The following is an 18,962-nucleotide window of genomic DNA, read 5'->3' as shown; positions in this document are numbered from 1 at the left end:
GGCCCTGGACCGCCGAGCGGCAACTCGGCGGCCCAGGAGGAAGAAGCACCCACTCGCCCGAGGGACGAGCTCTCATCGGATCACTCCTTCACGGAAGGACTTTAGTTCATGCTGCCCGCGAAACCCCCCGTGGTCGAACGCGTCACGAACTGGTCGTTGCGCCACCGCGCCGCCGCGATCCTCGGCTGGCTGGCGCTCGTCATTTTCGCCTGGGCCATCGGCACCTTCGTGCCCGGCACAGACGCGCGCTCGAGTCCCGCCGGGAACGCCGGAATCGGCCAAGCCGTCCTCGACCGCCAAGCCACCCGCGAACCGTTCTGGGAAAACGTCCTCGTCCCCCGTGACTCTCCGGCCGTCGCCGACCTGGTGGCGAGCTTGCGGACGGCCGGTGCCGCCGACATCCGGTCCCCGCTCGACGACCCGGCCCAGGTCTCCGCCGACGGCCGGTCCGGCCTGGTCACCTTCCGGATCCTCGGCACCGGCACGGAAGTCCGGGACCACCTCGCGACGGCGACCGCCGCCGTCCGGGCCGTCGCCGCGCGGCACCCGGACGCCCATCTGGCCCAGGCCGGCGACCTCAGCGTGTCCGGCGCGGTCGACCAGAGCATCAAGGAGGACATCAAGCGGTCCGAGACCCGGTCGCTCCCGCTGACCGCGCTGATCCTGCTGGTCGTGTTCGGCTCGCTGGTCGCGGCCGCGATCCCGGTGCTGCTCGCGGGCACGACGGTAGCCGCCGCGTTCGGCTTCCTGTCCCTTGTGGACAACTGGATCCCGGTCAACAGCGCCACTTCCGCGATGACGCTCCTCATCGGCATGGCGGTCGGCGTCGACTATTCGCTGTTCTTCCTGCGCCGGGCGCGGGAAGAGCGCGCCCACGGCGTGGAGGAGTCGATCCGGATCGCCGCCCGAACGTCCGGGCACGTGATCGTCGTGTCGGGGCTGACGGTCGTGCTGTGCGTGACCGGCCTGCTGTTCACCGGCCTCGACAACCTCCGCGGGCTGACGGTGAGCACGGTCCTGGTCGTCGGACTGGCCGTCCTGGCCGCGGTGACGGTGCTGCCCGCGACGCTCTCGCTGCTCGGGCACCGCGTCGACCGCGGCCGGATCCCGCGGCTCGGCGACCGCGGCACGCGCTCGCGGTTCTGGGCGGCGGTGGCCGGCGTCGTCACCCGCCGGCCCGCGCTCTGGAGCGGGGTCGCGACCGCGCTCCTGGTTCTGCTCACGTTGCCCGCACTGGGAATCCGGCTGCAGGACCCCGCACCGACCGAAAGCCTGCCACGCAGCATCCCGGTGATCGACGCGGCCGCGCGCGTCCAGGAAGCGTTTCCCGGCGTGACGATGCCCGCGCACGTCGTCCTCTGGAACGAGAACGGCGGCCCGGTCGACACACCCGCGCTCCGCCGAGCCATCGGCGAACTCACGGCGAGCACACCGAAACCGGCCGTGGTCGTCCCGGTGGACCAGGCGCTCGTCGTCCGGATCCCGCTCGGCGGCACCGGCAACGACGAAGCCGCGAGCCGCACGCTCACGATATTGCGGGAAACCCTGCTGCCCCAAGCGATCGGGCGGCTGGACGGCGTCGGCTACGCGGTGGCGGGCCGGACGGCCGAAGCGCACGACTTCACCGCGCAAGTGCTCGCGCGGGCGCCGTACGTCTTCGGGTTCATCCTGCTGCTCGCGTTCGCGCTGCTGCTCGTGGTGTTCCGGTCGGTCGCGGTGCCCGCGGTGTCGATCCTGCTCAACCTGCTGTCGGTCGGCGCGGCGTACGGCGTGCTCACGCTCGTGTTCCAGAACGGCTTTCTCGCGCCACTACTGGGTTTCACGCCGTACGGCGGGGTACTCGGCTGGCTGCCGATGTTCCTGTTCGTGCTGCTGTTCGGGCTGAGCACCGACTACCACGTCTTCATCCTCAGCCGGATCCGCGAACGACGGCAGGCGGGCGGTTCGGCGCGGGAGGCGATCGTGGAGGGCACCGCGCGCAGTTCCGGCGTGGTGACGAGCGCCGCGCTGATCATGACCGGCGTCTTCAGCATCTTCCTGAGCCTGGCGGCGATCGAGTACAAGATGCTCGGGCTCGGGATGGCGTTCGCGATCCTCCTCGACGCGACGCTCGTGCGCGGCGTGCTGCTCCCGGCGGCCCTGGCACTGTTCGGCGACCGGCTCTGGCGACCCAAAGCTGTAGCAACCCTTAAGGATCGGTCCAGAACTCTTCACTTGTCCTGACAGGTCCGCCACGGCACCGTGGATCACGTGATGCGCATAGCCGTGCTGGCCCTGCTGTGGGGCTCGGGATTCCTCTGGATCAAGCTGGCCCTGACCGGGCTGAGCCCCGTCCACCTCACGCTGATCCGCTGCGCCCTCGGTGCACTGACGCTGCTGGTCCTGGCCTTCGCGGCCGGCCAGCGGCTTCCGCGTGACCGCCGGACGTGGGGGCGGCTGGTCGTCGCCGCGTTCTTCTGCAACGCCCTGCCCTTCGCGCTCTTCGGCATCGGGGAACGCACGGTGGACTCCGGTGTCGCGGGCGTGATGAACGCGACGACGCCGTTGTGGTCGCTGCTGATCGGCGTCCTGCTCGGCACGGACCGCCGCCTCGGCCCGGTGCGGCTGCTCGGGCTGGCCCTCGGGTTCGCCGGCGTGCTGGTGATCTTCGCGCCCTGGGAGCAGTCCGGGCTGCTGAGCACGGGCGCGCTCGCGCTGCTCGGCGCCGGCCTGAGCTACGCGATCGCGTTCGCCTACATGGCCCGGAAACTGCCGCCCGGCGGGGCGCCGCTCGCGGTCTCGGCCGCCCAGTTGACGACGGCGACCGCGTTGACCACCTTGGCGCTGCCGGTGTCGGGCGCGGCCCCGCACCCGAACCTGACCGCGCTGCTGGCGGTGGTGGTCCTCGGCGTGTTCGGGACCGGCGTCACCTTCTACCTCAACTACCAGGTCCTCACCGAGGAAGGCCCCACGGCGGCCGCGACGGTCGGCTACCTGCTCCCGGTCGTCTCGATCGCCTTGGGCGCGCTCTTCCTCGGCGAACCGCTGTCCCCGCGCGTGCTCGGCGGCATGGTCGTCGTGCTGATCGCGGTCGGCCTGACACGCCGTCCCGCTCAAACGAAGGCCAGTTCGCCCGGCGCCCTCGCCATCCCGAAGTAGTCGCCCGTGCCCAGCTCCGCGCCGGCCGCGCCCCACCAGTCCGCTTGGTCCTCGGTGTGGATGCCGTCGACGACCAGCGTGGCACCGACCTGGCGGACCAGCGGGACCAGCGCGCCCAGGAACGTCGAATCCGACCACGCCTGCCACTCCGCGAGCCGGCGGTCGACGCGGACGATGCCGACCGGCAGGTCCTCGACCGCGCGCAGGTCGTCCGGGCCGAGCCCGAACTCGTCGAGCATGACGGACACGCCGAGGGCGGCGAGCGCGGTGACGTTGTCGAGGACACCGGACACCTTGAGCGCGCCGACCGGGACGCCGAGCATCAGCTGCTCCGGCGGCAGGCCGGTGTCCGAAAGCAACCGCGTCACGCGGGTGCCGAGCGCTTCGTCCGACACCTGGTGGCCGGTCAGCCCGGCGACCATGGGCAGCCGGGAGCCCGCGCGCTGGCGCCACCATTCGCCCTGCCGGGCCGCCGCGCGCAGCAGCCAGTCCCCGAGCGGCAACACCAGCCCGGTCGACTCGGCGAGCTCCGCGCAGCGTTCGTGCTGGAGCACCGCGGCGCCCGGCCGGTCCCAGTGCAGCCGGGCCTCATATCCGGCGACCTCGCCGTCGGCCAGCCGCGCGAGCGGGCGGTAGCGCACGGCGATCTCGCCGTTCTCCCACGCACCGGCCATGCCCACGGCCAGTGCCTGCGTCCGCCGGTCTTCGGCGTCGGCGTCGCGGTCGAACATCTTCCACTGGCCGCGCCGCCGCACCTTGGCGCGCCGCAGCGTCTGATCGGCCGCGCGCAGCAGCTCCGCCGGGTCGATGGTCTTGGCGGGCCGGTGGACCACGCCCGCGCTGGCCGACAGCGCGAGGCCGTGCCCGTCGACGAAGAACGGCTCGGCGAGCTCGTCGTTGATCGCGCGGACGGTGGCGTCGATGTCCGGCGTCGACGCGGAGTTCTCGACCAGGATGCCGAACTCGTCGGCGTGGAACCGCGCGATCATCGCCTTTTCGCGGGCCATCACGGACTTCAGCCGCTGGGCGAAGTGCACCAGCAGCTGCTCGCCGACGCGGCGGCCGAGGCTGTTGCAGACCATGCCGAACGCGTCGAGGTCGACGTGGAGCAGCGTGACCCCGTACTCCGGGTCGGCGCGCCGCAGCGCGGCTTCGAGGTGGGTGCCGAAGTACTGGCGGTTCGGCAGCCCGGTCAGCACGTCGTGCAGGGCCTGGCGGCTCAGCTCGCCCTGCAGCAGCATCAGCTCGGTGCCGTCCTCGACCACGACGACGAAGTGGCCGGGCTGGTCTTCGGCGTCGCGCAGCAGCGACGCGGTGAGCGAGATGCGGGCGACGTCGCCGTCCTTGCGCAGCAGCCTCTGGGACTGCCGGATCCGCTCCTTGCCGCCGCCGACGAGCTCGGTCATCGCCTCGCGGAGGACGTCGACGGTCTCCGGGTGCACGTGGTCGGCCAGCTGCGTCCCGGTCAATACGCCCGCCGGGTGGCCGAGCATCTCGGCCAGCGCGGCGTTCGCGCGCACGATCCGGCCGTCGAGGGCGACCAGCGCGATGCCGCTCGCGGACGACGTCACGACCTCGTCGAAACGCGCCTCGCTCTGCTTCAGGTTCCACTGCGCGTCCCGCACCGCCTTGAGCAGCGACAGGTGCATGATCTCCTGCTGGTCCAGCACGCTTCGCTCGTGCGCGAGCAGGAATCCGCAGGAGAGCGCGCCCAGGGCCACCACGATCCGCTCGACGAAGCGGTCCGCCGGCCGCAGCTCCGGCAGCGACGGCAGGCCCTTCCCGAGGACGTCGAGCGTGCACCGCAGCCCGGGTTCGCCGACGTAGCCGAGCCCCACCAGCCGCGCGCCGATCCGTTCGGCGGGCGCGGTGTCCGCGGGCGAGCCCAGGAGGGACTCGACGAGCGTGTCCAGCATTCCGCGCAGTTCCTCGTCGAGGAGCTCACGGCTCAGCGAAACGACGGTGACGCCGCTGAGCAGGTAAGCCCATTTGCGGGCGAGGACGGTCCGCGCGCGTTCCGGGTCGGGCCCCGCCGGTCGTTCCGGTCGTTGTTCGATCATCGGCATGTGCGGCGCCCGTTCAGCTCTTTCGGCCGATGCCGGCGTAGACCAGCATGTTCATCTCGGCCGCCGCGGAGATGTCCGCCGGCCCGGACGGCCGCCATTCGCCGCAGCCGACCAGGCCCGGTTCGACGATTTCGAAACCGGTGAAAAGGGTGGCCACCTGGGCGTGCGTCCGCAACGTCACTTGGTCGGGGCTGCGGCTTTCTTTGATCACGTCCGTCGCTTCTTCGAGGTTTTCGCCCTGGTGGTCGCCGGTGACGTGGGTGATCGCGAGGAAACTGCCCGGCGCGAGCGCCGAACCGTACCGGCCGACGAGTTCGAGCGGCCCGGATTCGTCCGGGACCCAGTGCAACATCAACAGCATCAGCAGCCCGATCGGCTTTTCGAGATCGAGCAGCCCGCGCACCTGCGGCGATTCGAGGATCTTCTCCGGATCCCGCATGTCGGCCTGCACGATAGCGGCGCGATCGTTCCCCGTCAGCAGGAGCTCGCTGTGCGCGACCGCCACCGGATCGCGGTCGACGTACACCACGCGGCAGTCCGGGTCCTGCGCCTGCGCGACTTCGTGGACGTTCGCCACCGTCGGAATCCCCGAACCGATGTCGAGGAACTGGCGGATCCCGTTGGCCGTCATGAACCGCACCGCGCGCCCGAGAAACGCGCGGTTCACGCGCGCGGCGTCGCGCAGGCCGGGCATCGCGCGCTCGATCTGCGCGCCGACCGCGCGATCGACGGCGAAGTTGTGGCCGCCGCCGAGCATGAAGTCGTAAGTGCGCGCCATGCTGGGCACGGAGATATCGACACCCGGTGGAACCCATTCCGGTGATCGTGTCACGAGAAACACCTTCTCAGCCGCGTCGGACCGGAAAGAGCTTAGCGATTCCCGAACGACCGGTGACTGCGCCATCCGCGTGAGGGCACACCACCCGATCGGGCACTGTCCCGTTCGGCCGGACGCGCCTACCGTAGGCCGTCTCCTTGGGAAATCCACACAATGGCGTAACGAGGAGCCCGCATGACCGTGCCGGAAGCCCCGGGCCGGTGGCCTTTTCTCGGGCACACCCCGGCACTGCTGCGGCGACGCTTCGCATTCACCGATTCCCTGCACGAACACGGAGAAATCGTCAAACTCCACCTCGGCCCGATGCCCGCCTACTTCGTCACCAGCCCACGGCTGGCCCATGAAGTGCTGGTCACGGCGGGCCCGAAGTTCCGCAAGGGCGTCATGTTCGACAAGTTCAAGCCGTTCGTCGGAAACGGCCTGGTGCTCTCGAACGGCGACTTCCACCTCCGGCAGCGGCGGCTGATGCAGCCGGCGTTCCACCGCGACCGCCTGGCCGTGTACGCGGAGACGATGCAGCGCGCCGCGGCCGAACTGAGCGACTCGTGGCGGCCGGGCGAAGTGCGTCCGCTCGACGAAGATCTGCAGCAGCTCGCGGTGACGATCGTCGGTGAGGCCCTGTTCCACACGGAAATCGGGAAACAGGCGGTCGACGAAGCCCGGCGGTCCATTTACCTGATCATCCAGCAGGGAATGATTCGCGCGTTGTCGCCGAAGTTCGTCGAAAACCTGCCGGTGCCCGGCAACCGGCGGTTCGACGAAGCGATCGAGCGGATGCGGGAAATCGTCGTCGACGTGATCCGCGACTGGCGCACCGAAAGCGTGGACCACGGCGACCTGCTGTCGACGCTCCTGCTGGCCGGCATGACCGACGAGCAGGCCCGCGACGAGGTGCTCACCCTGCTCACCGCCGGCATCGAGACGACCGCGCTCGCGCTGTCGTGGACGTTCCACGAGCTCGGCAAGCACCCGGACGTCGAAGCCCGGGTGCACGCCGAGGTCGACGAGGTGCTGGACGGCCGTCCGGTCACCGTCGACGACCTGCCGCGGCTGACCTACGTCCGGCAGGTGGTGGACGAAGTCCTGCGCTGCTACCCGCTGTGGATGCTGATGCGCCGGACGCTCGAAGAGGTCGACCTCGGCGGCACGCGGATCCCAGGAGGCGCCGAGGTGATCGTCAGCCCGCACGCCCTGCACCACGACCCCGCGTCGTTCCCCGACCCGGACCGGTTCGATCCCGGCCGCTGGGAGCCGGAGCGAGCGGCGCGGCTGCCCAAGGGGGCGTTCATCCCGTTCGGCGCCGGCGGGCGGCAGTGCATCGGGAACCGCTTCGCCCAGAACGAAATCGTCATCACGGTGGCCACGGTGGCCGCGCGCTGGCGGCTGGTCCCGCTCCCGGGCCGGCCGGTGCGCGTGAAGTTCACCTCCGCCGCCTACCCGGACAGCCTGCCGATGACGGCTGTCCCCCGTCGCTAGCTGGAGGTCTTTCCCCGTGTTACGCCGAATTTGCGCTGTCTTCGTGCTGTTCGCGGCCTCGCTGTTCGTGCCCGCGCCGGCCTACGCGGCGACGTGCGAAGACCTGTACGTCCCGGTCACGGTGGCGCTCCTCCCGCAAACGATGCACGGGCGCCTGTGCGGCCCGCCCGGGGCGACGACGGTGGTGGTCCTGATCCCCGGCGGCACGTACAACGCGTCCTATTGGGACATCGGCTACACCCCGGAGATCCGCTCGTTCCGCCTCGCGGTGAACGGGGCTGGAATCGCGACGCTCGCGCTCGACCGCCTCGGCACCGGGCTGAGCTCGAAGCCGCTGAGCACGCTGCTGAGCGCGTCCGTCCAGGCGACGGCGGCGCACCAGGTGGTCCAGGCGGTCCGCCCCCGGTTCGCGAAGGTGGTCATCGGCGGCCACTCGATCGGCTCGGCGATGGCGATGATCGAGGCCGGCCGCTACCGCGACGTCGACGGCGTGCTCGTCACCGGGATGACGCACCGGATGAACCTGGTTTCGGTGATCCCCACGCTGGCCCAGATGCACCCGGCCCCGCTGGACCCGGCGACGCCCGGCCGCGACGCGGGCTACCTGACGACCGACCCGGGCACCCGCTACGCGGCCTTCCACACGCCGGGTCCCCTCGACGACGGCGCGCTCGCCTACGACGAGTCCACAAAGGACGTCTTCGCGGCGACCGAAGCGGTGGACAGCCTGACCTTGACCACGGTGGTCATCCCGGCGTCCCAGCAGATCACGGCCCCGGTCCTGCTGGTGGTCGGCGACGACCCGAACTTCTGCGGGCTGCTGGGCAGCGACTGTTCGTCACCGCAGGCGTTGCGGGCCTCCGAAGCGCCGTACTTCGGTACTTCACAGCTGCAGACGTACATCCTGAACGGCTACGGCCACGCGATCAACTACGCGCAGAACGCGCCGCGGTACTTCGGAGTGGTGGGAAACTGGCTTAAAACCCTGCCGTAACGGCAGATCGGACGAGCGCGACCCGGCACCAGCTTGCTGCGCTGCCTGGACGTCGTCCTGTGGATGCGCGCCCGCACCTGAGTTGCCAAATTGTTGACATCTCGTGGACAGTGCGCATTCGTCTCTCGTCGACGCAGACACCCGGCCACGACAATCGGTCCGTCGAGCACGAGACCACCGGGGAGAAGCGTATGCGGGTCGTGGCGGTCATGAACTACAAGGGCGGCGTGGGCAAGACGACGCTCACCGCGAACCTCGGCGCGGTCGCCGCGAGCCGCGGTCTGCGCGTGCTCCTCATCGACCTCGACCCGCAGACCAACCTGACCTTCTCGTTCTACTCGATCGACGAGTGGCACCACCAGCTCAAAGACACCGGCCGCACGATCAAGCGGTGGTACGAAGACGAACTGCCCGGACGGGACACGTCCCTCACCGACCTCGTCGTCACGCCGGAGCGGATCAACGCGGTCCTCGGCGGCACCGGCGGGTGCGTCGACCTGATCTCTTCGCACCTCGGCCTCATCGACATCGACCTGGAACTCGCCGCCCGGCTGGGCGGAGCCACCACGCTCGAAGGTTCCAAGCGGAAGTTCCTCGACCTGCACGGTTGCCTGCGACGCGCACTCGGGGACGACCGGTTCGCCGGGTACGACCTGGTCCTCATCGACTGCGCCCCGAACTTCGGGCTCGTCACGAAGACCGCGATCGTCGCCAGCGAGCAGATCCTCGTGCCCGCCAAAGCCGACTACCTGTCGACGCTGGGACTCGACTACCTGGTCGGCAACTTGAGGGCGCTGGTAGAGCAGTTCAACGACTACGTCCACCACAAGGGCGGCGACCGGAGTCACCGGCCGATCGATCCCGGCGTCCTGGGAGTCGTCTTCACGATGGTGCAGATCTATTCGCAGCAGGTCGTCCTGGCCCAGCACAACTACATCGAGGAAGTGCGCCTGAACTCGCAGGTGCCCGTACTGGAGAGCAAGATCCGCAACAGCCCCAGCCACTTCGGGAACGCGGGCGAGAGCGGTGTGCCGGCGATGCTGCGGACCACCCGGCGCGACGAGGTGGTCCGGGAATTCGACCAGCTGGCCGACGAGGTCCTGGGCGCGCTCGGCGTGAAGCCGGGTGAGAACCGGTGAGCGACCTGAAGAGTTTCGTGGCCCTGCAGGCTCGGTTGTTCGAATTCCTGGAACAGCAGGACGAGGCGACCCTGCAGGCCATCGCCAGCGGTTCGGCGCGGCTGGCCGTTGCCGGCGCCGACACGGCTCGACCCGTCCGGCTCCCGGCGAGCTCGGCAGGTCCGTGGCAGGTGGCACAGGATCTTTCGACGCTGCCGTCCGAAGGCGAGCGGCTGCGGTACCTGAACTCCGCCAAGCTGCCGGTCAAGGCACTGCGGGACGTGGCGAGGTCGATGGGACTGCGCGGCTACAGCGGCCTCACCCGCGCCAAGCTCATCGCGGTACTGGCGAGCCACGGGCCGAACCGGACCGAGGCGAGCACGTCGGCGCCGCCGCCCGCTCCGCCGGGCGACAGCCCGGATTCGCCCGCTCACGTGACGAGGCCGGACGTCGACGTCGCCGACGTCGCCGCGCACTTGCGTGACCTCGACAGCGAGGCACAGGGCGCCGCCTACCTGCACGAACAGCGTCTCGACCGGGAAACCTTGCTGGCGGTCGCCGCCGAGCTCCAGCTGACGCGCGTGAGCCGGCTGAGTCAGCCGGAGCTCGAGAAGAGGGTGCTCAAGCAGGCGATCGGCGCGCGGCGCAAGTTCGCCGGCCTCCGGAACTGGTGACGCCGGTGACCGGTCAGGCGACGGCGATGCCGAACGACGAGTCCGGCCGCTCGATGTACCTCATCGGCGGCCGCCGCGTGATGGTTGCCGATCTCCTCGAGGCCGGCCTGCTTGAAGCGGGGGCAAGACTTCGGTTCAAGCGCAACCGGATCGGGGTGGTTTACGACGCGACGGTGACCGCCAAGGGCCGGATCCGGCTGGAGCCCGGCGGTGAAGAGTTCCGTTCCCCTTCGCGAGCGGCCATGGTGGCAGCCGGGATGCGGGCGGTCGACGGCTGGCGGGCGTGGGTGGTGGTCGACCAGGACCGCTTGCTGGACGCCGTGCGCCAAGAACTCCTCGACCGGGCGATCTCGACCGCCGCACACCAGCAGAACGATGACCAGGTTCGTCAGCGCGTCCACGAACGTCTCAGGCAGGCGCGTAGCCGCGCCGACGATCGGAACCCCGAACGCATCTCCGTCCGCGACCTCCTGGCGCTGTGGGGAGTGACCGACCGCGGCGATCAGGTCAGCCGGATCGAAGCAGACCTGGCCAACCACGGGTTGGTCACCTCCCCCAGCTTCCGCGCGGTGACCCTGGACACCGTGGTGACGCTGACCACGCCGCGGGACGAGCCGGAAGAGACCACAGCGGCAGAGCCGTCAGCCGATGACGAAGGCGGCAGCGATCTGAACGTCCGCCTCACCGTGGGAAACCTGTCTCCGCTCGACGGCGTCGGATCCGTGGGGCCGCACAGCTCGCTCGAAGAGGCCATCACGACGATGCTCCTCAACGACTACTCGCAACTCGCCGTCCTGAACGGGCCTCGCACCTTGCGCGGTGCCGTGACCTGGCGCTCGATCGCCGAGGCGATGCACCAGAAGTCCGACGCGAGCGTCTCCGACGCGATCGACCCCTATGTCGAGGTCGTGACGTACGACCGCGATCTGTTCGACGTGCTCCCCACGCTGCAGCAACGCGAATTCGTCTTCGTGACGAACGAGAGCCGGGAGGTGAAGGGCATCGTCACGACGGCGGACGTGGCCCACCGCTACGGTGAGATGGCCACGCCGTACTTCCAGCTCGGCGAACTCGACCAGACACTGCGGTGGATCCTGAGCCGCAGGTTCGACCTCCCGACCATCCAGCCGCTGTGCAGCAGGACCATCAAGAAGTTCGAAGAGCTCGGGTTCGGCGACTACCAGCGCATCCTCGGCAACCCGGACATGTGGGAGAGGTTGGACTGGCCACTGGACCGCCAGGTCTTCATCGCACGGTTGGAGGAGATCCGCCTCATCCGCAACAGTGTCATGCACTTCCACCCGGACCCGGTGTCCGAAGACACCATCGAGAAGCTGAAGAACTTCACCAAGTTGCTGCACCAGTACCGCGATCCGGCGTGACACGCGAGAAGTGCCCCTCTCGCGTATCACCGCCGGAACTCACCAGGTGACCGGCAGCTCGTGCACCCCGTAGATGTTCATGTCGGTCCGCAGCCGCACCTCCTCCGCGCCGACAGCCAGCCGCAATGTCGGGAACCGCCGCAGCAACCCCTCGAACCCGGCCCGCATCTCGATCCGCGCCAGCTGCTGCCCCAGGCACTGGTGCACCCCATGCCCGAACGACAGCAACCCCCGGGCATTGCGGCGGATGTCGAGGACGTCCGGATCGGAGAACCGCGAAGGGTCCCGGTTGGCGGCCAGCAGCGACACCACGACCGTCGACCCCGCCGGGATCGTTTCACCCCCAAGCGAAAGGTCCTCCGTCGCGTAGCGGAAGAAGATGTCCGCCACGGACAGGTACCGCAGCAGCTCCTCCACCGCCCCCGGCATCAACTCCGGCTCGGAGCGCAGCGTTGCCAGCTCGGCCGGATGTTCCAGCAGCGCGAACGTTCCCAGCGACAGCATGTTCGCCGTCGTCTCGTGGCCGGCGATCAGCAGCAGGAACGCGGCCCCGGTCAGCTCCTCGATCGTCAGGTCCTCGTGCCGGGCCAGGTCGGACAGGATGTCCTCCGTCGGCGCAGAACGCTTGCGGGTGACCAATTCGGTCAGGTACGTGTTCAGCGCGATGTACGCGCCCATCTTCTGCTCGAGCGTCTGGTCGCGGACCATGAACTGCGCCGAATTGGTCTGAAAGCTCTCGCGGTCCTCGTACGGGACGCCGAGCAGTTCGCAGATCACCAGCGACGGCACCGGCAGCGCGAACTCCGCCACCAGGTCGACCGGCGGAGCCAACCGGGAAAGGTGGTCCAGCTGCTGCTCGACGACCTCGGCGATGCGCTCCTCGAGCTCCTTCATCCGCTTGACGGTGAACGCGCCGGTCAGGCGCTTGCGCAGCCGGCCGTGGTCCGGCGGGTCCATCGCGATGAACATGCCCGGCAGCTGCGGGGACGGCTCGGTCGCGACGGGCATGCCGGGCGTCTCGTACGGCACGTGGACGACGTCGAGGTCCAGCCGCGAGCTGAACCGCGTGTCGGCCATCATCTGGCGCACCGCTTCGTAGCCCGTGACGAGCCAGCCCTCGTGGCCGTCCGGGAAAACCATCGGGCTGACCGGGCGCACCGAGCGCAGCCGGGTGATCTCGCGGGGCGGGTCGAAGGGGCCCGCGTCGCGCTCCATCGGCAGACCCTGCGGGATGTCGCTCATCGGAGGTCCTTTCGTGGTGGTTGTGCCGACCACCCTCGCCGCCCGGCCTGACACGGCGCTGACACGGCCCGGCCACCACCGGCGCGCGTGGCATGATCGGCCGGGTGCACATCGGGATACTGGGGTCCTTCGAAGTCCGCGCGGACGACGGCGTCGTGGCCGACGTACCGGGCGCCCGCCTGCGCGGACTGCTGATCGCCCTCGCGCTGGACCCGGGGCGAGTGGTCCCGAAGGCGACGCTCATCGACTGGATCTGGGGCGAGCAGCCGCCGGCCGACGCCGCGAACGCGTTGCAGCGCTTGGTTTCCCGGCTGCGGAAAGTGCTTCCCGACGGCGCGGTCGAGGGCCGCCCGGCCGGCTACCGGCTCGTGGTGGACCCCGACGCCGTCGACGCCGTGCGGTTCGAACGCCTCGTCGCCCAGGCCGGCGGCGATCTCCGGCAGCTGCGTGAGGCGCTGGCGTTGTGGCGCGGCGCGGCCATGCAGGACGTCGGCCTGACCGAGAGCGCCGCGTTCGACGCCGCGGTCACCCGGCTCGAAGGGCTCCGGCTGGCCGCCCTCGAGGACCGGTTCGACGCGGAAACCGACTTCGGCCAGGGCGTCGTCACCGAGCTCACCGACCTGGTGGCCGCCCACCCGGCCCGGGAGCGACTCGTCGGCGCGTTGATGCGCGGCCTGGTGGCGACCGGCCGGGACACCGAGGCCCTGCGCGTCTACGAGCGCACGCGCGAGACGCTGGCCGACGAACTGGGCGTCGACCCGTCGCCGGAGCTGGCCGCGCTGCACGTCGCGCTGCTGCGCGGCGAGCTGACCCGGCGCGAAGAGCCCCGCAAGACGAACCTCCGCGCCGAGCTGACCAGCTACGTCGGCAAGGACGACGACGTCGCCGCCGTCCGCGGGCTGGTCACCGAACACCGGCTCACCACGCTGGTCGGACCGGGCGGCTCGGGCAAGACCCGGCTGGCCACCGAGACGGCGCGCACGCTGCTCGGCGACGTCCCGGACGGCGCCTGGCTGGTGGAGCTCGCGCCGACCGAAGGCGACGTGGCCCAGGCCACGCTCGCCGCGCTCAAGCTGCGTGACGCCCTGCTCGGCGACGTGCCGGAGGCCGAACCCACCGACCGGGTCATCGCCGCGTTGCAGGACCGCGACATGGTGCTGGTCTTGGACAACTGCGAGCACGTCATCGAGTCTGCGGCGGCCTTCGCCCACCGGTTGCTCGGCGAGTGCCGGCGGCTGCGCATCCTCGCGACGAGCCGCGAACCCCTCGGCATCACCGGTGAGGCGCTGTGGCCGGTCGCCCCGCTCGTCCTGCCGGCCGAGGACGCCGACCCCGCGAAGATCGAGGAAGCCCCGGCCGTCCGGCTGCTGCGGGACCGGGCCGCCGCGGTGCGCAAGGACTTCGTGGCCGACGCCCCGACACTGGCCCGCGTCTGCCGGGCGCTGGACGGGATGCCGCTGGCCATCGAGCTCGCCGCGGCCCGGCTGCGCACGATGTCGCTCGAGCAGCTCGCCAACCGGCTCGACGACCGGTTCCGCCTGCTGACCGGCGGCAGCCGCACCGCGCTGCCACGGCACCGGACGCTGCGCGCGGTCATCGACTGGAGCTGGGAACTGCTTTCCGACGACGAGCGCGCCGTCCTGTCCCGGCTCTCGGTGTTCGCCGGCGGGGCGAGCCTGGAGGCGGCCGAGCGGGTCTGCGGGAACGACGCCGTCGAGGAGATCCTGACCGCGCTGGCCGAGAAGTCGCTGGTGGTCACCGAAGGCGACCAGGCGCCGCGCTACCGGATGCTCGGCACGATCAAGGAGTACGCGCAGCAGCGGCTCGCCGAAGCCGGCGACACCGACGCCGCCCGGCAGGCGCACCTCGCGTACTTCACCGAGTTCGCCGAAACCGCGGAGCCGCACCTGCGCCGTACCGACCAGCTGAAGTGGCTCGCCACCCTCGACGCCGAGCACGACAACATCGCCGCCGCGATGCGCGGTGCGCTGGCGGCGGGCGAGGCGGCCGGGGCGATGCGGCTCGCGGCGGGCGCCGGCTGGTACTGGTGGCTCGCCGGGCACAAGTCCGAAGGCAGCGAACTGCTGATGGCGGCCACCGCCATGCCGGGCGAAGTGGCCGACGAAACCCGCGCGACGGTCTACGCGTTCGTCACCGGGTTCCTGACCGCCGGCCGCGAAAGCGACCAGAACCAGGCGGTCGAGTGGATCCACCAAGTGCACGAGATCTGCGCTCGCCTCGAGCACCCGCACCCGGCGGTGTCGCTCGTCGCCGCGCTGGAGCGCATGGTGCAGGCGCCGGACGCGTTCGCGGCCACGTGGGAACCGCTGACCACCGACGAAGACCCGTGGGTCCGCGCGCTGGCCCGGTTGCAGCTCGGCAAGATGCGGATCCAGCTCGGCCGGGAAGGGCAGGACGCCGACGCGTACATCGAGCAGGCCCTCGCCGAATTCCGCGCGCTCGGCGAGCGGTGGGGCACTTCGTTCGCCCAGACCGAGCTGGCCGACCTCATCGCCATGCGCGGCGACTTCGCCGGGGCGTGCGAGCACTACGAAGCCGCGACCGCGATCGTCACCGAGGTCGGCGCCATCGAAGACGTCGTGCGGATGCGGGCGCGGCAGGCCCAGCTGTACTGGCTTGCCGGGGAAGAAGAGGCGAGCGCGGCCGCCCTCGCGGAGGCGCAGCGGCACGCGGCACGGGTCGCCTGGCCCGAGGCGCTGACCGAACTGGCCCTGTCGAAGGCGGAGCTCGCCCGCTGGAGCGGCGACTCCGCGCAGGCCCGCCGCCAGCTCGACGTCGCGACGGCGATGCTGGGCACCGCGGCCGAGCGGCCCCAGATCCGCGCGATGATCCACGACCTGCTCGGCTACCTCACCGAGGATCCCGCCGAAGCCCACGAACACCGTGCGGCGGCCTTCGCGGCAGCGGCCGAAGTGGGCCACCCGCCGCTGCTCGCGCAGGTCCTCGTCGGCATCGCGGATCTGGCGTCGCGGCGCGAACAGCACGAGCAGGCCGCGCGGCTGCTGGCGGCGAGCGCCGGCGTGCGCGGCCTGCCGGACCGGTCCCGGCCGGACCTGGCCCGGATCGAGGAAGCCGCGCGAAGCCGCCTCGGTGACGAGGGGTTCACCGAGGCGGCTGCGGAAGGGGCACGGGCGGACTGGCGGGAACTCGCCGAAGTCACGCTCGCTTCTTGAACAACGACCGCGCCCAGAAATAGCCGGCGAGGGCGATGCCGAGGCACCAGGCGACGGCGGTGATCGCGTACCCGGTGGACGGGGTGCCGTTGAGCAGCCCGCGCACGGTTTCGATGATCGGCGTGAAGGGCTGGTACTCCGCGAACTGCCGCAGGCCCGGCCCCATCTTGTCCGCCGGAGCGATCGCGCTGCTGAAGAACGGCAGCATGACCAGCGGCACGGAAGCGAGCCCCGCCGTCTCCGGCGACTTCGCGAACAGTCCCAACGCGACGGTCAGCCAGCCGGCCGCGAAGGCCAGCAGCACGACCACGCCGAGCACGCCCAGCCAGTCGAGGAAGCTCGCGTGGGGACGGAAACCCAGCGCGAAGGCCACCCCGACGAGCGCGGCGATGGCGACCAGGTTCGTCAGGACGCTCGCGACGACGTGCCCGGTCAGCACCGCGCCCCGCGAGACGTCCATGACCTTGAACCGGTTGATGATGCCCTTGGTCATGTCGGAGTTCACCGACGTCGCGGTCGCGCCGAGGCCGTAGCAGACGGCCAGCAGCATGAGGCCGGGCGTCGCGTAGTCGACGTAGTTCACGCCGACGCTGAACGCGTCCCCGAGCATGTAGACGAACATCAGCATGATCACGATCGGCATCAGGACCGCGTTGAACACCGAGGTCGGGTTCCGGGCGATGTGCTTGAAGTTGCGGCGCAGCATGACGGTCTGGGCGCTCATTTCGCGGGAACCTCCGAGTTGGACACGGCGTGGCCGGTCAGGGCGAGGAAAACGTCGTCGAGGTCGGGGGTGTGGACGGAGAACTCTTCGGCGCTGATGGCGTACTCGTCGAGCCGGTCGAGCAGGTTGCGCAGCGACTTCGTGCCGCCGTCGCCGGGAACGCGCAGGGTGAGCGACTCGTCGTCGCGGGTGGAGCCGCTGATGACCCGCGCGGCCGCGTCGAGCTCGGAAACGGACGTGAACCGGAGCCGGACGTGGGTGCCGGGGATCTGGCGCTTGAGCTCGTCGGGCGTGCCCTGGGCAACCAGCCGCCCCCGGTCGAGCACGGCGATCTTGTCGGCGAGCTGGTCGGCTTCGTCGAGGTACTGGGTGGTGAGGAAGATGGTGACGCCGTCGGCGACGAGGTCCTTGACGATGGACCACATGGTGCGCCGGCTGCGCGGGTCGAGGCCGGTGGTGGGCTCGTCGAGGAAGATGATCCGCGGATCCCCGACGAGCGTCATGGCGAGGTCGAGCTTCCGCCGCATGCCCCCGGAGTAGGTGGACGCGGGCTTCTGCGCGGACTCGGTCAGTTCGAAGCGCTCGAGCAGGTCCGCGACGACCCGCTTCCCGTTCTTGACGGGGCTGAGATCGACCATGAGCTGCAGGTTTTCCTGCCCGGTGAGCAGCTCGTCGACGGCGGCGAACTGCCCGGTGACCCCGATGGCCTTCCGGACGGCTTTGGCATCGGAGTCGACGTCATGCCCGGCGACGCGCACGGTCCCGCCGTCGGCTTGGGCGAGCGTGGTGAGGATGTTGACGGTGGTGGTCTTCCCGGCCCCGTTGGGCCCGAGGAGCGAGAAGACGCTGCCCGCGGGGACATCGAGATCGATCCCCTCGAGGACGACTTTGTCTTGGTAGGCCTTCCGGAGCCCGGAGGCGGTGATCGCCGAAGTGGTCATGGAAGAAACTCTGAAGCGAGGCCCTGACACCGACCTGACCCCGAACTGACACGGCTACTGACACGTCAACGGGACCACACGCGGGGGTCCGGGGGCGCGCCCCCGGCGGGGGCGTGGGGGCTCGGCCCCCACAGAACACAACGAAGTGAGCCCTGTCCGCGCTTTCCGCGGACAGGGCTCACTTACGAACGAGTGGAGCTGAGGGGAATCGAACCCCTGACCTTCTCGATGCGAACGAGACGCGCTACCAACTGCGCTACAGCCCCTTGGTCGTGCTCGTAGAGCGTAGCAGTGCCCTACGAGCACCGAACACGGGGGGTCACTCCCCGACGGCCCGCCGATAAGGCCCGGTCCCGGGCTCGTCGAGCTCCTCGAACGCCGGGTCCTCGTCGTCCAGATCGACGACCACCGCGCTGCGACGGACCCGCGAAGTCGGCGACGGACGGCGCTCGACCACCTCGCGCCGGACCGGCTCGACGACGTCCACGTCCTCGACGTCCTCGACCGGCTCTTCGGCCTCCGAGAAGGAATCCTCCGCGGGAGCCGACGACCGCGGCGACGGACGGCGAGGCGCCCGCGTGCTGTTGAAGCGGGCCAGCCGGCGCTGCCGGATCTCCTCCTCGATCCGCACCTGCCGGCGCAGGTACACGAGGTACCCGACCAGCACGACGTCGGCGAGCGCGTGGCCCCACCAGACCAGCGGCACGAGGAAGCCCGCGATGCCCGCCGTGGCCACCGCGACCACCAGCAGGATGACGACGACGCGCTGCCGGAAGCTGTACTTCGCGCGCGCCGCGATCTCCGCCGCTTCGGGGTCGAAGCCGCCGCGACCAGGGCGGTACGCGGCGCGTTCGGCCCGCTCCGCCCGCTCGGCGCGGGACGGCTGCGGGAGCGGCTCGGGGTCGGGCTCCGGTTCGTCGAGTTCGTCTTCGAGCTCGAGCTCGGCTTCGAGCTCCGCGAGGTCGTCCTCGACCGAAGGCCGGGACTTCCCTGGCTCGTCGGACATGGCGAATTCCTCCCGGTCTTCGTTGCGTCCACTGCGCACGACCCTGGCCGCGAGCGCGGAGTCGGCCGTGCGGGCCACCTGCTGCCGCTTTCGCGCGACCATGGGCACGAGAACGACGAGCCATGCCGCGGCGAGCGCGACGATGATCACGGAGCTGGGCATCTCCCGT

14 protein-coding genes and 1 tRNA gene are annotated in these 18,962 nt (G+C 70.4%); 8 read left to right on the top strand and 7 right to left on the bottom strand.

From position 1 onward, the window contains the following. Positions 1-108 precede the first annotated feature (108 nt). Both ACERZO_RS06290 and ACERZO_RS06285 read left to right on the top strand, forming a co-directional pair. Positions 109-2,223: an MMPL family transporter gene (locus ACERZO_RS06290; RefSeq protein WP_372663188.1), complete on the top strand. Its 2,115-nt coding sequence runs from the start codon at positions 109-111 to the stop codon at positions 2,221-2,223. A 30-nt stretch (positions 2,224-2,253) separates the two neighbouring features. After that, positions 2,254-3,138: a DMT family transporter gene (locus tag ACERZO_RS06285; protein ID WP_372663186.1), complete on the top strand. Its 885-nt coding sequence runs from the start codon at positions 2,254-2,256 to the stop codon at positions 3,136-3,138. Here the strand turns inward: ACERZO_RS06285 and ACERZO_RS06280 are convergent. Both ACERZO_RS06280 and ACERZO_RS06275 read right to left on the bottom strand, forming a co-directional pair. Then, positions 3,093-5,204, bottom strand: a complete 2,112-nt coding sequence (locus ACERZO_RS06280) for a putative bifunctional diguanylate cyclase/phosphodiesterase (RefSeq protein WP_372663184.1) — start codon at positions 5,202-5,204, stop codon at positions 3,093-3,095. The genes ACERZO_RS06285 and ACERZO_RS06280 overlap by 46 nt on opposite strands. Before the next feature lie 13 nt (positions 5,205-5,217). Next, positions 5,218-6,036, bottom strand: a complete 819-nt coding sequence (locus tag ACERZO_RS06275) for an SAM-dependent methyltransferase (RefSeq protein ID WP_372664575.1) — start codon at positions 6,034-6,036, stop codon at positions 5,218-5,220. A gap of 180 nt (positions 6,037-6,216) precedes the next feature. Between ACERZO_RS06275 and ACERZO_RS06270 the strand changes: the two genes are divergently transcribed. From ACERZO_RS06270 to ACERZO_RS06250, 5 genes are all read left to right on the top strand, one after another. Beyond that, on the top strand, positions 6,217-7,518 hold the full coding sequence (locus ACERZO_RS06270; RefSeq protein ID WP_372663181.1) for a cytochrome P450: 1,302 nt from the start codon (positions 6,217-6,219) through the stop codon (positions 7,516-7,518). Positions 7,519-7,639: 121 nt separating this feature from the next. Continuing rightward, positions 7,640-8,512 carry an alpha/beta hydrolase gene (locus tag ACERZO_RS06265; protein WP_372664574.1) on the top strand — a complete coding sequence of 291 codons (873 nt, stop codon included), beginning with the start codon at positions 7,640-7,642 and terminating at the stop codon, positions 8,510-8,512. Positions 8,513-8,703: 191 nt separating this feature from the next. Further along, the gene (locus tag ACERZO_RS06260) at positions 8,704-9,651 is read left to right on the top strand and encodes a ParA family protein (protein ID WP_372663179.1); all 948 of its coding nucleotides are present in this window, start codon (positions 8,704-8,706) and stop codon (positions 9,649-9,651) included. Next, the gene (locus ACERZO_RS06255; RefSeq protein WP_372663177.1) at positions 9,648-10,304 is read left to right on the top strand and encodes a hypothetical protein; all 657 of its coding nucleotides are present in this window, start codon (positions 9,648-9,650) and stop codon (positions 10,302-10,304) included. Before ACERZO_RS06260 ends, ACERZO_RS06255 begins: the two co-directional genes overlap by 4 nt. A 53-nt stretch (positions 10,305-10,357) precedes the next feature. Continuing rightward, complete coding sequence (locus ACERZO_RS06250; RefSeq protein WP_372663175.1) at positions 10,358-11,686, top strand: restriction system modified-DNA reader domain-containing protein; 1,329 nt, start codon at positions 10,358-10,360, stop codon at positions 11,684-11,686. 39 nt (positions 11,687-11,725) lie between these two features. Here ACERZO_RS06250 and ACERZO_RS06245 read toward each other — a convergent pair whose 3' ends face one another. Continuing rightward, the gene (locus ACERZO_RS06245; protein WP_372663172.1) at positions 11,726-12,928 is read right to left on the bottom strand and encodes a cytochrome P450; all 1,203 of its coding nucleotides are present in this window, start codon (positions 12,926-12,928) and stop codon (positions 11,726-11,728) included. Between the two features lie 104 nt (positions 12,929-13,032). Here ACERZO_RS06245 and ACERZO_RS06240 point away from each other — a divergent pair, with 104 nt between their 5' ends. Further along, positions 13,033-16,122, top strand: a complete 3,090-nt coding sequence (locus tag ACERZO_RS06240) for a BTAD domain-containing putative transcriptional regulator (RefSeq protein ID WP_372663170.1) — start codon at positions 13,033-13,035, stop codon at positions 16,120-16,122. Here ACERZO_RS06240 and ACERZO_RS06235 read toward each other — a convergent pair. The 4 genes from ACERZO_RS06235 to sepX form a co-directional block, all read right to left on the bottom strand. Next, on the bottom strand, positions 16,106-16,846 hold the full coding sequence (locus tag ACERZO_RS06235; protein ID WP_372663168.1) for an ABC transporter permease: 741 nt from the start codon (positions 16,844-16,846) through the stop codon (positions 16,106-16,108). The genes ACERZO_RS06240 and ACERZO_RS06235 overlap by 17 nt on opposite strands. Then, positions 16,843-17,787, bottom strand: coding sequence for an ATP-binding cassette domain-containing protein (locus ACERZO_RS06230; RefSeq protein WP_372663166.1), 945 nt, complete (start codon positions 17,785-17,787; stop codon positions 16,843-16,845). Before ACERZO_RS06230 ends, ACERZO_RS06235 begins: the two co-directional genes overlap by 4 nt. A 193-nt stretch (positions 17,788-17,980) precedes the next feature. Further along, positions 17,981-18,053: transfer RNA gene (locus ACERZO_RS06225), tRNA-Ala, on the bottom strand. A 53-nt stretch (positions 18,054-18,106) separates the two neighbouring features. Beyond that, positions 18,107-18,955 carry a divisome protein SepX/GlpR gene (sepX, locus tag ACERZO_RS06220; RefSeq protein ID WP_372663164.1) on the bottom strand — a complete coding sequence of 283 codons (849 nt, stop codon included), beginning with the start codon at positions 18,953-18,955 and terminating at the stop codon, positions 18,107-18,109. Positions 18,956-18,962 lie beyond the last annotated feature (7 nt).

The organism is Amycolatopsis kentuckyensis (assembly GCF_041679295.1).
GTDB lineage: Bacteria > Actinomycetota > Actinomycetes > Mycobacteriales > Pseudonocardiaceae > Amycolatopsis > Amycolatopsis kentuckyensis_A.
The sequence above is the reverse complement of the archived record's forward strand: the minus strand, read 5'-3'. Positions and strand labels throughout refer to the sequence as shown.

What these genes read in the sequence shown, in the direction of transcription:
- ACERZO_RS06235 (WP_372663168.1), bottom strand. Translation starts at nt 16,846, where the DNA reads ATGAGCGCCCAGACCGTCATGCTGCGCCGCAACTTCAAGCACATCGCC.
- ACERZO_RS06250 (WP_372663175.1), top strand. Translation starts at nt 10,358, where the DNA reads ATGTACCTCATCGGCGGCCGCCGCGTGATGGTTGCCGATCTCCTCGAG.
- ACERZO_RS06245 (WP_372663172.1), bottom strand. Translation starts at nt 12,928, where the DNA reads ATGAGCGACATCCCGCAGGGTCTGCCGATGGAGCGCGACGCGGGCCCC.
- ACERZO_RS06270 (WP_372663181.1), top strand. Translation starts at nt 6,217, where the DNA reads ATGACCGTGCCGGAAGCCCCGGGCCGGTGGCCTTTTCTCGGGCACACC.
- ACERZO_RS06290 (WP_372663188.1), top strand. Translation starts at nt 109, where the DNA reads ATGCTGCCCGCGAAACCCCCCGTGGTCGAACGCGTCACGAACTGGTCG.
- ACERZO_RS06260 (WP_372663179.1), top strand. Translation starts at nt 8,704, where the DNA reads ATGCGGGTCGTGGCGGTCATGAACTACAAGGGCGGCGTGGGCAAGACG.
- ACERZO_RS06285 (WP_372663186.1), top strand. Translation starts at nt 2,254, where the DNA reads ATGCGCATAGCCGTGCTGGCCCTGCTGTGGGGCTCGGGATTCCTCTGG.
- ACERZO_RS06280 (WP_372663184.1), bottom strand. Translation starts at nt 5,204, where the DNA reads ATGCCGATGATCGAACAACGACCGGAACGACCGGCGGGGCCCGACCCG.
- ACERZO_RS06230 (WP_372663166.1), bottom strand. Translation starts at nt 17,787, where the DNA reads ATGACCACTTCGGCGATCACCGCCTCCGGGCTCCGGAAGGCCTACCAA.
- sepX (WP_372663164.1), bottom strand. Translation starts at nt 18,955, where the DNA reads ATGCCCAGCTCCGTGATCATCGTCGCGCTCGCCGCGGCATGGCTCGTC.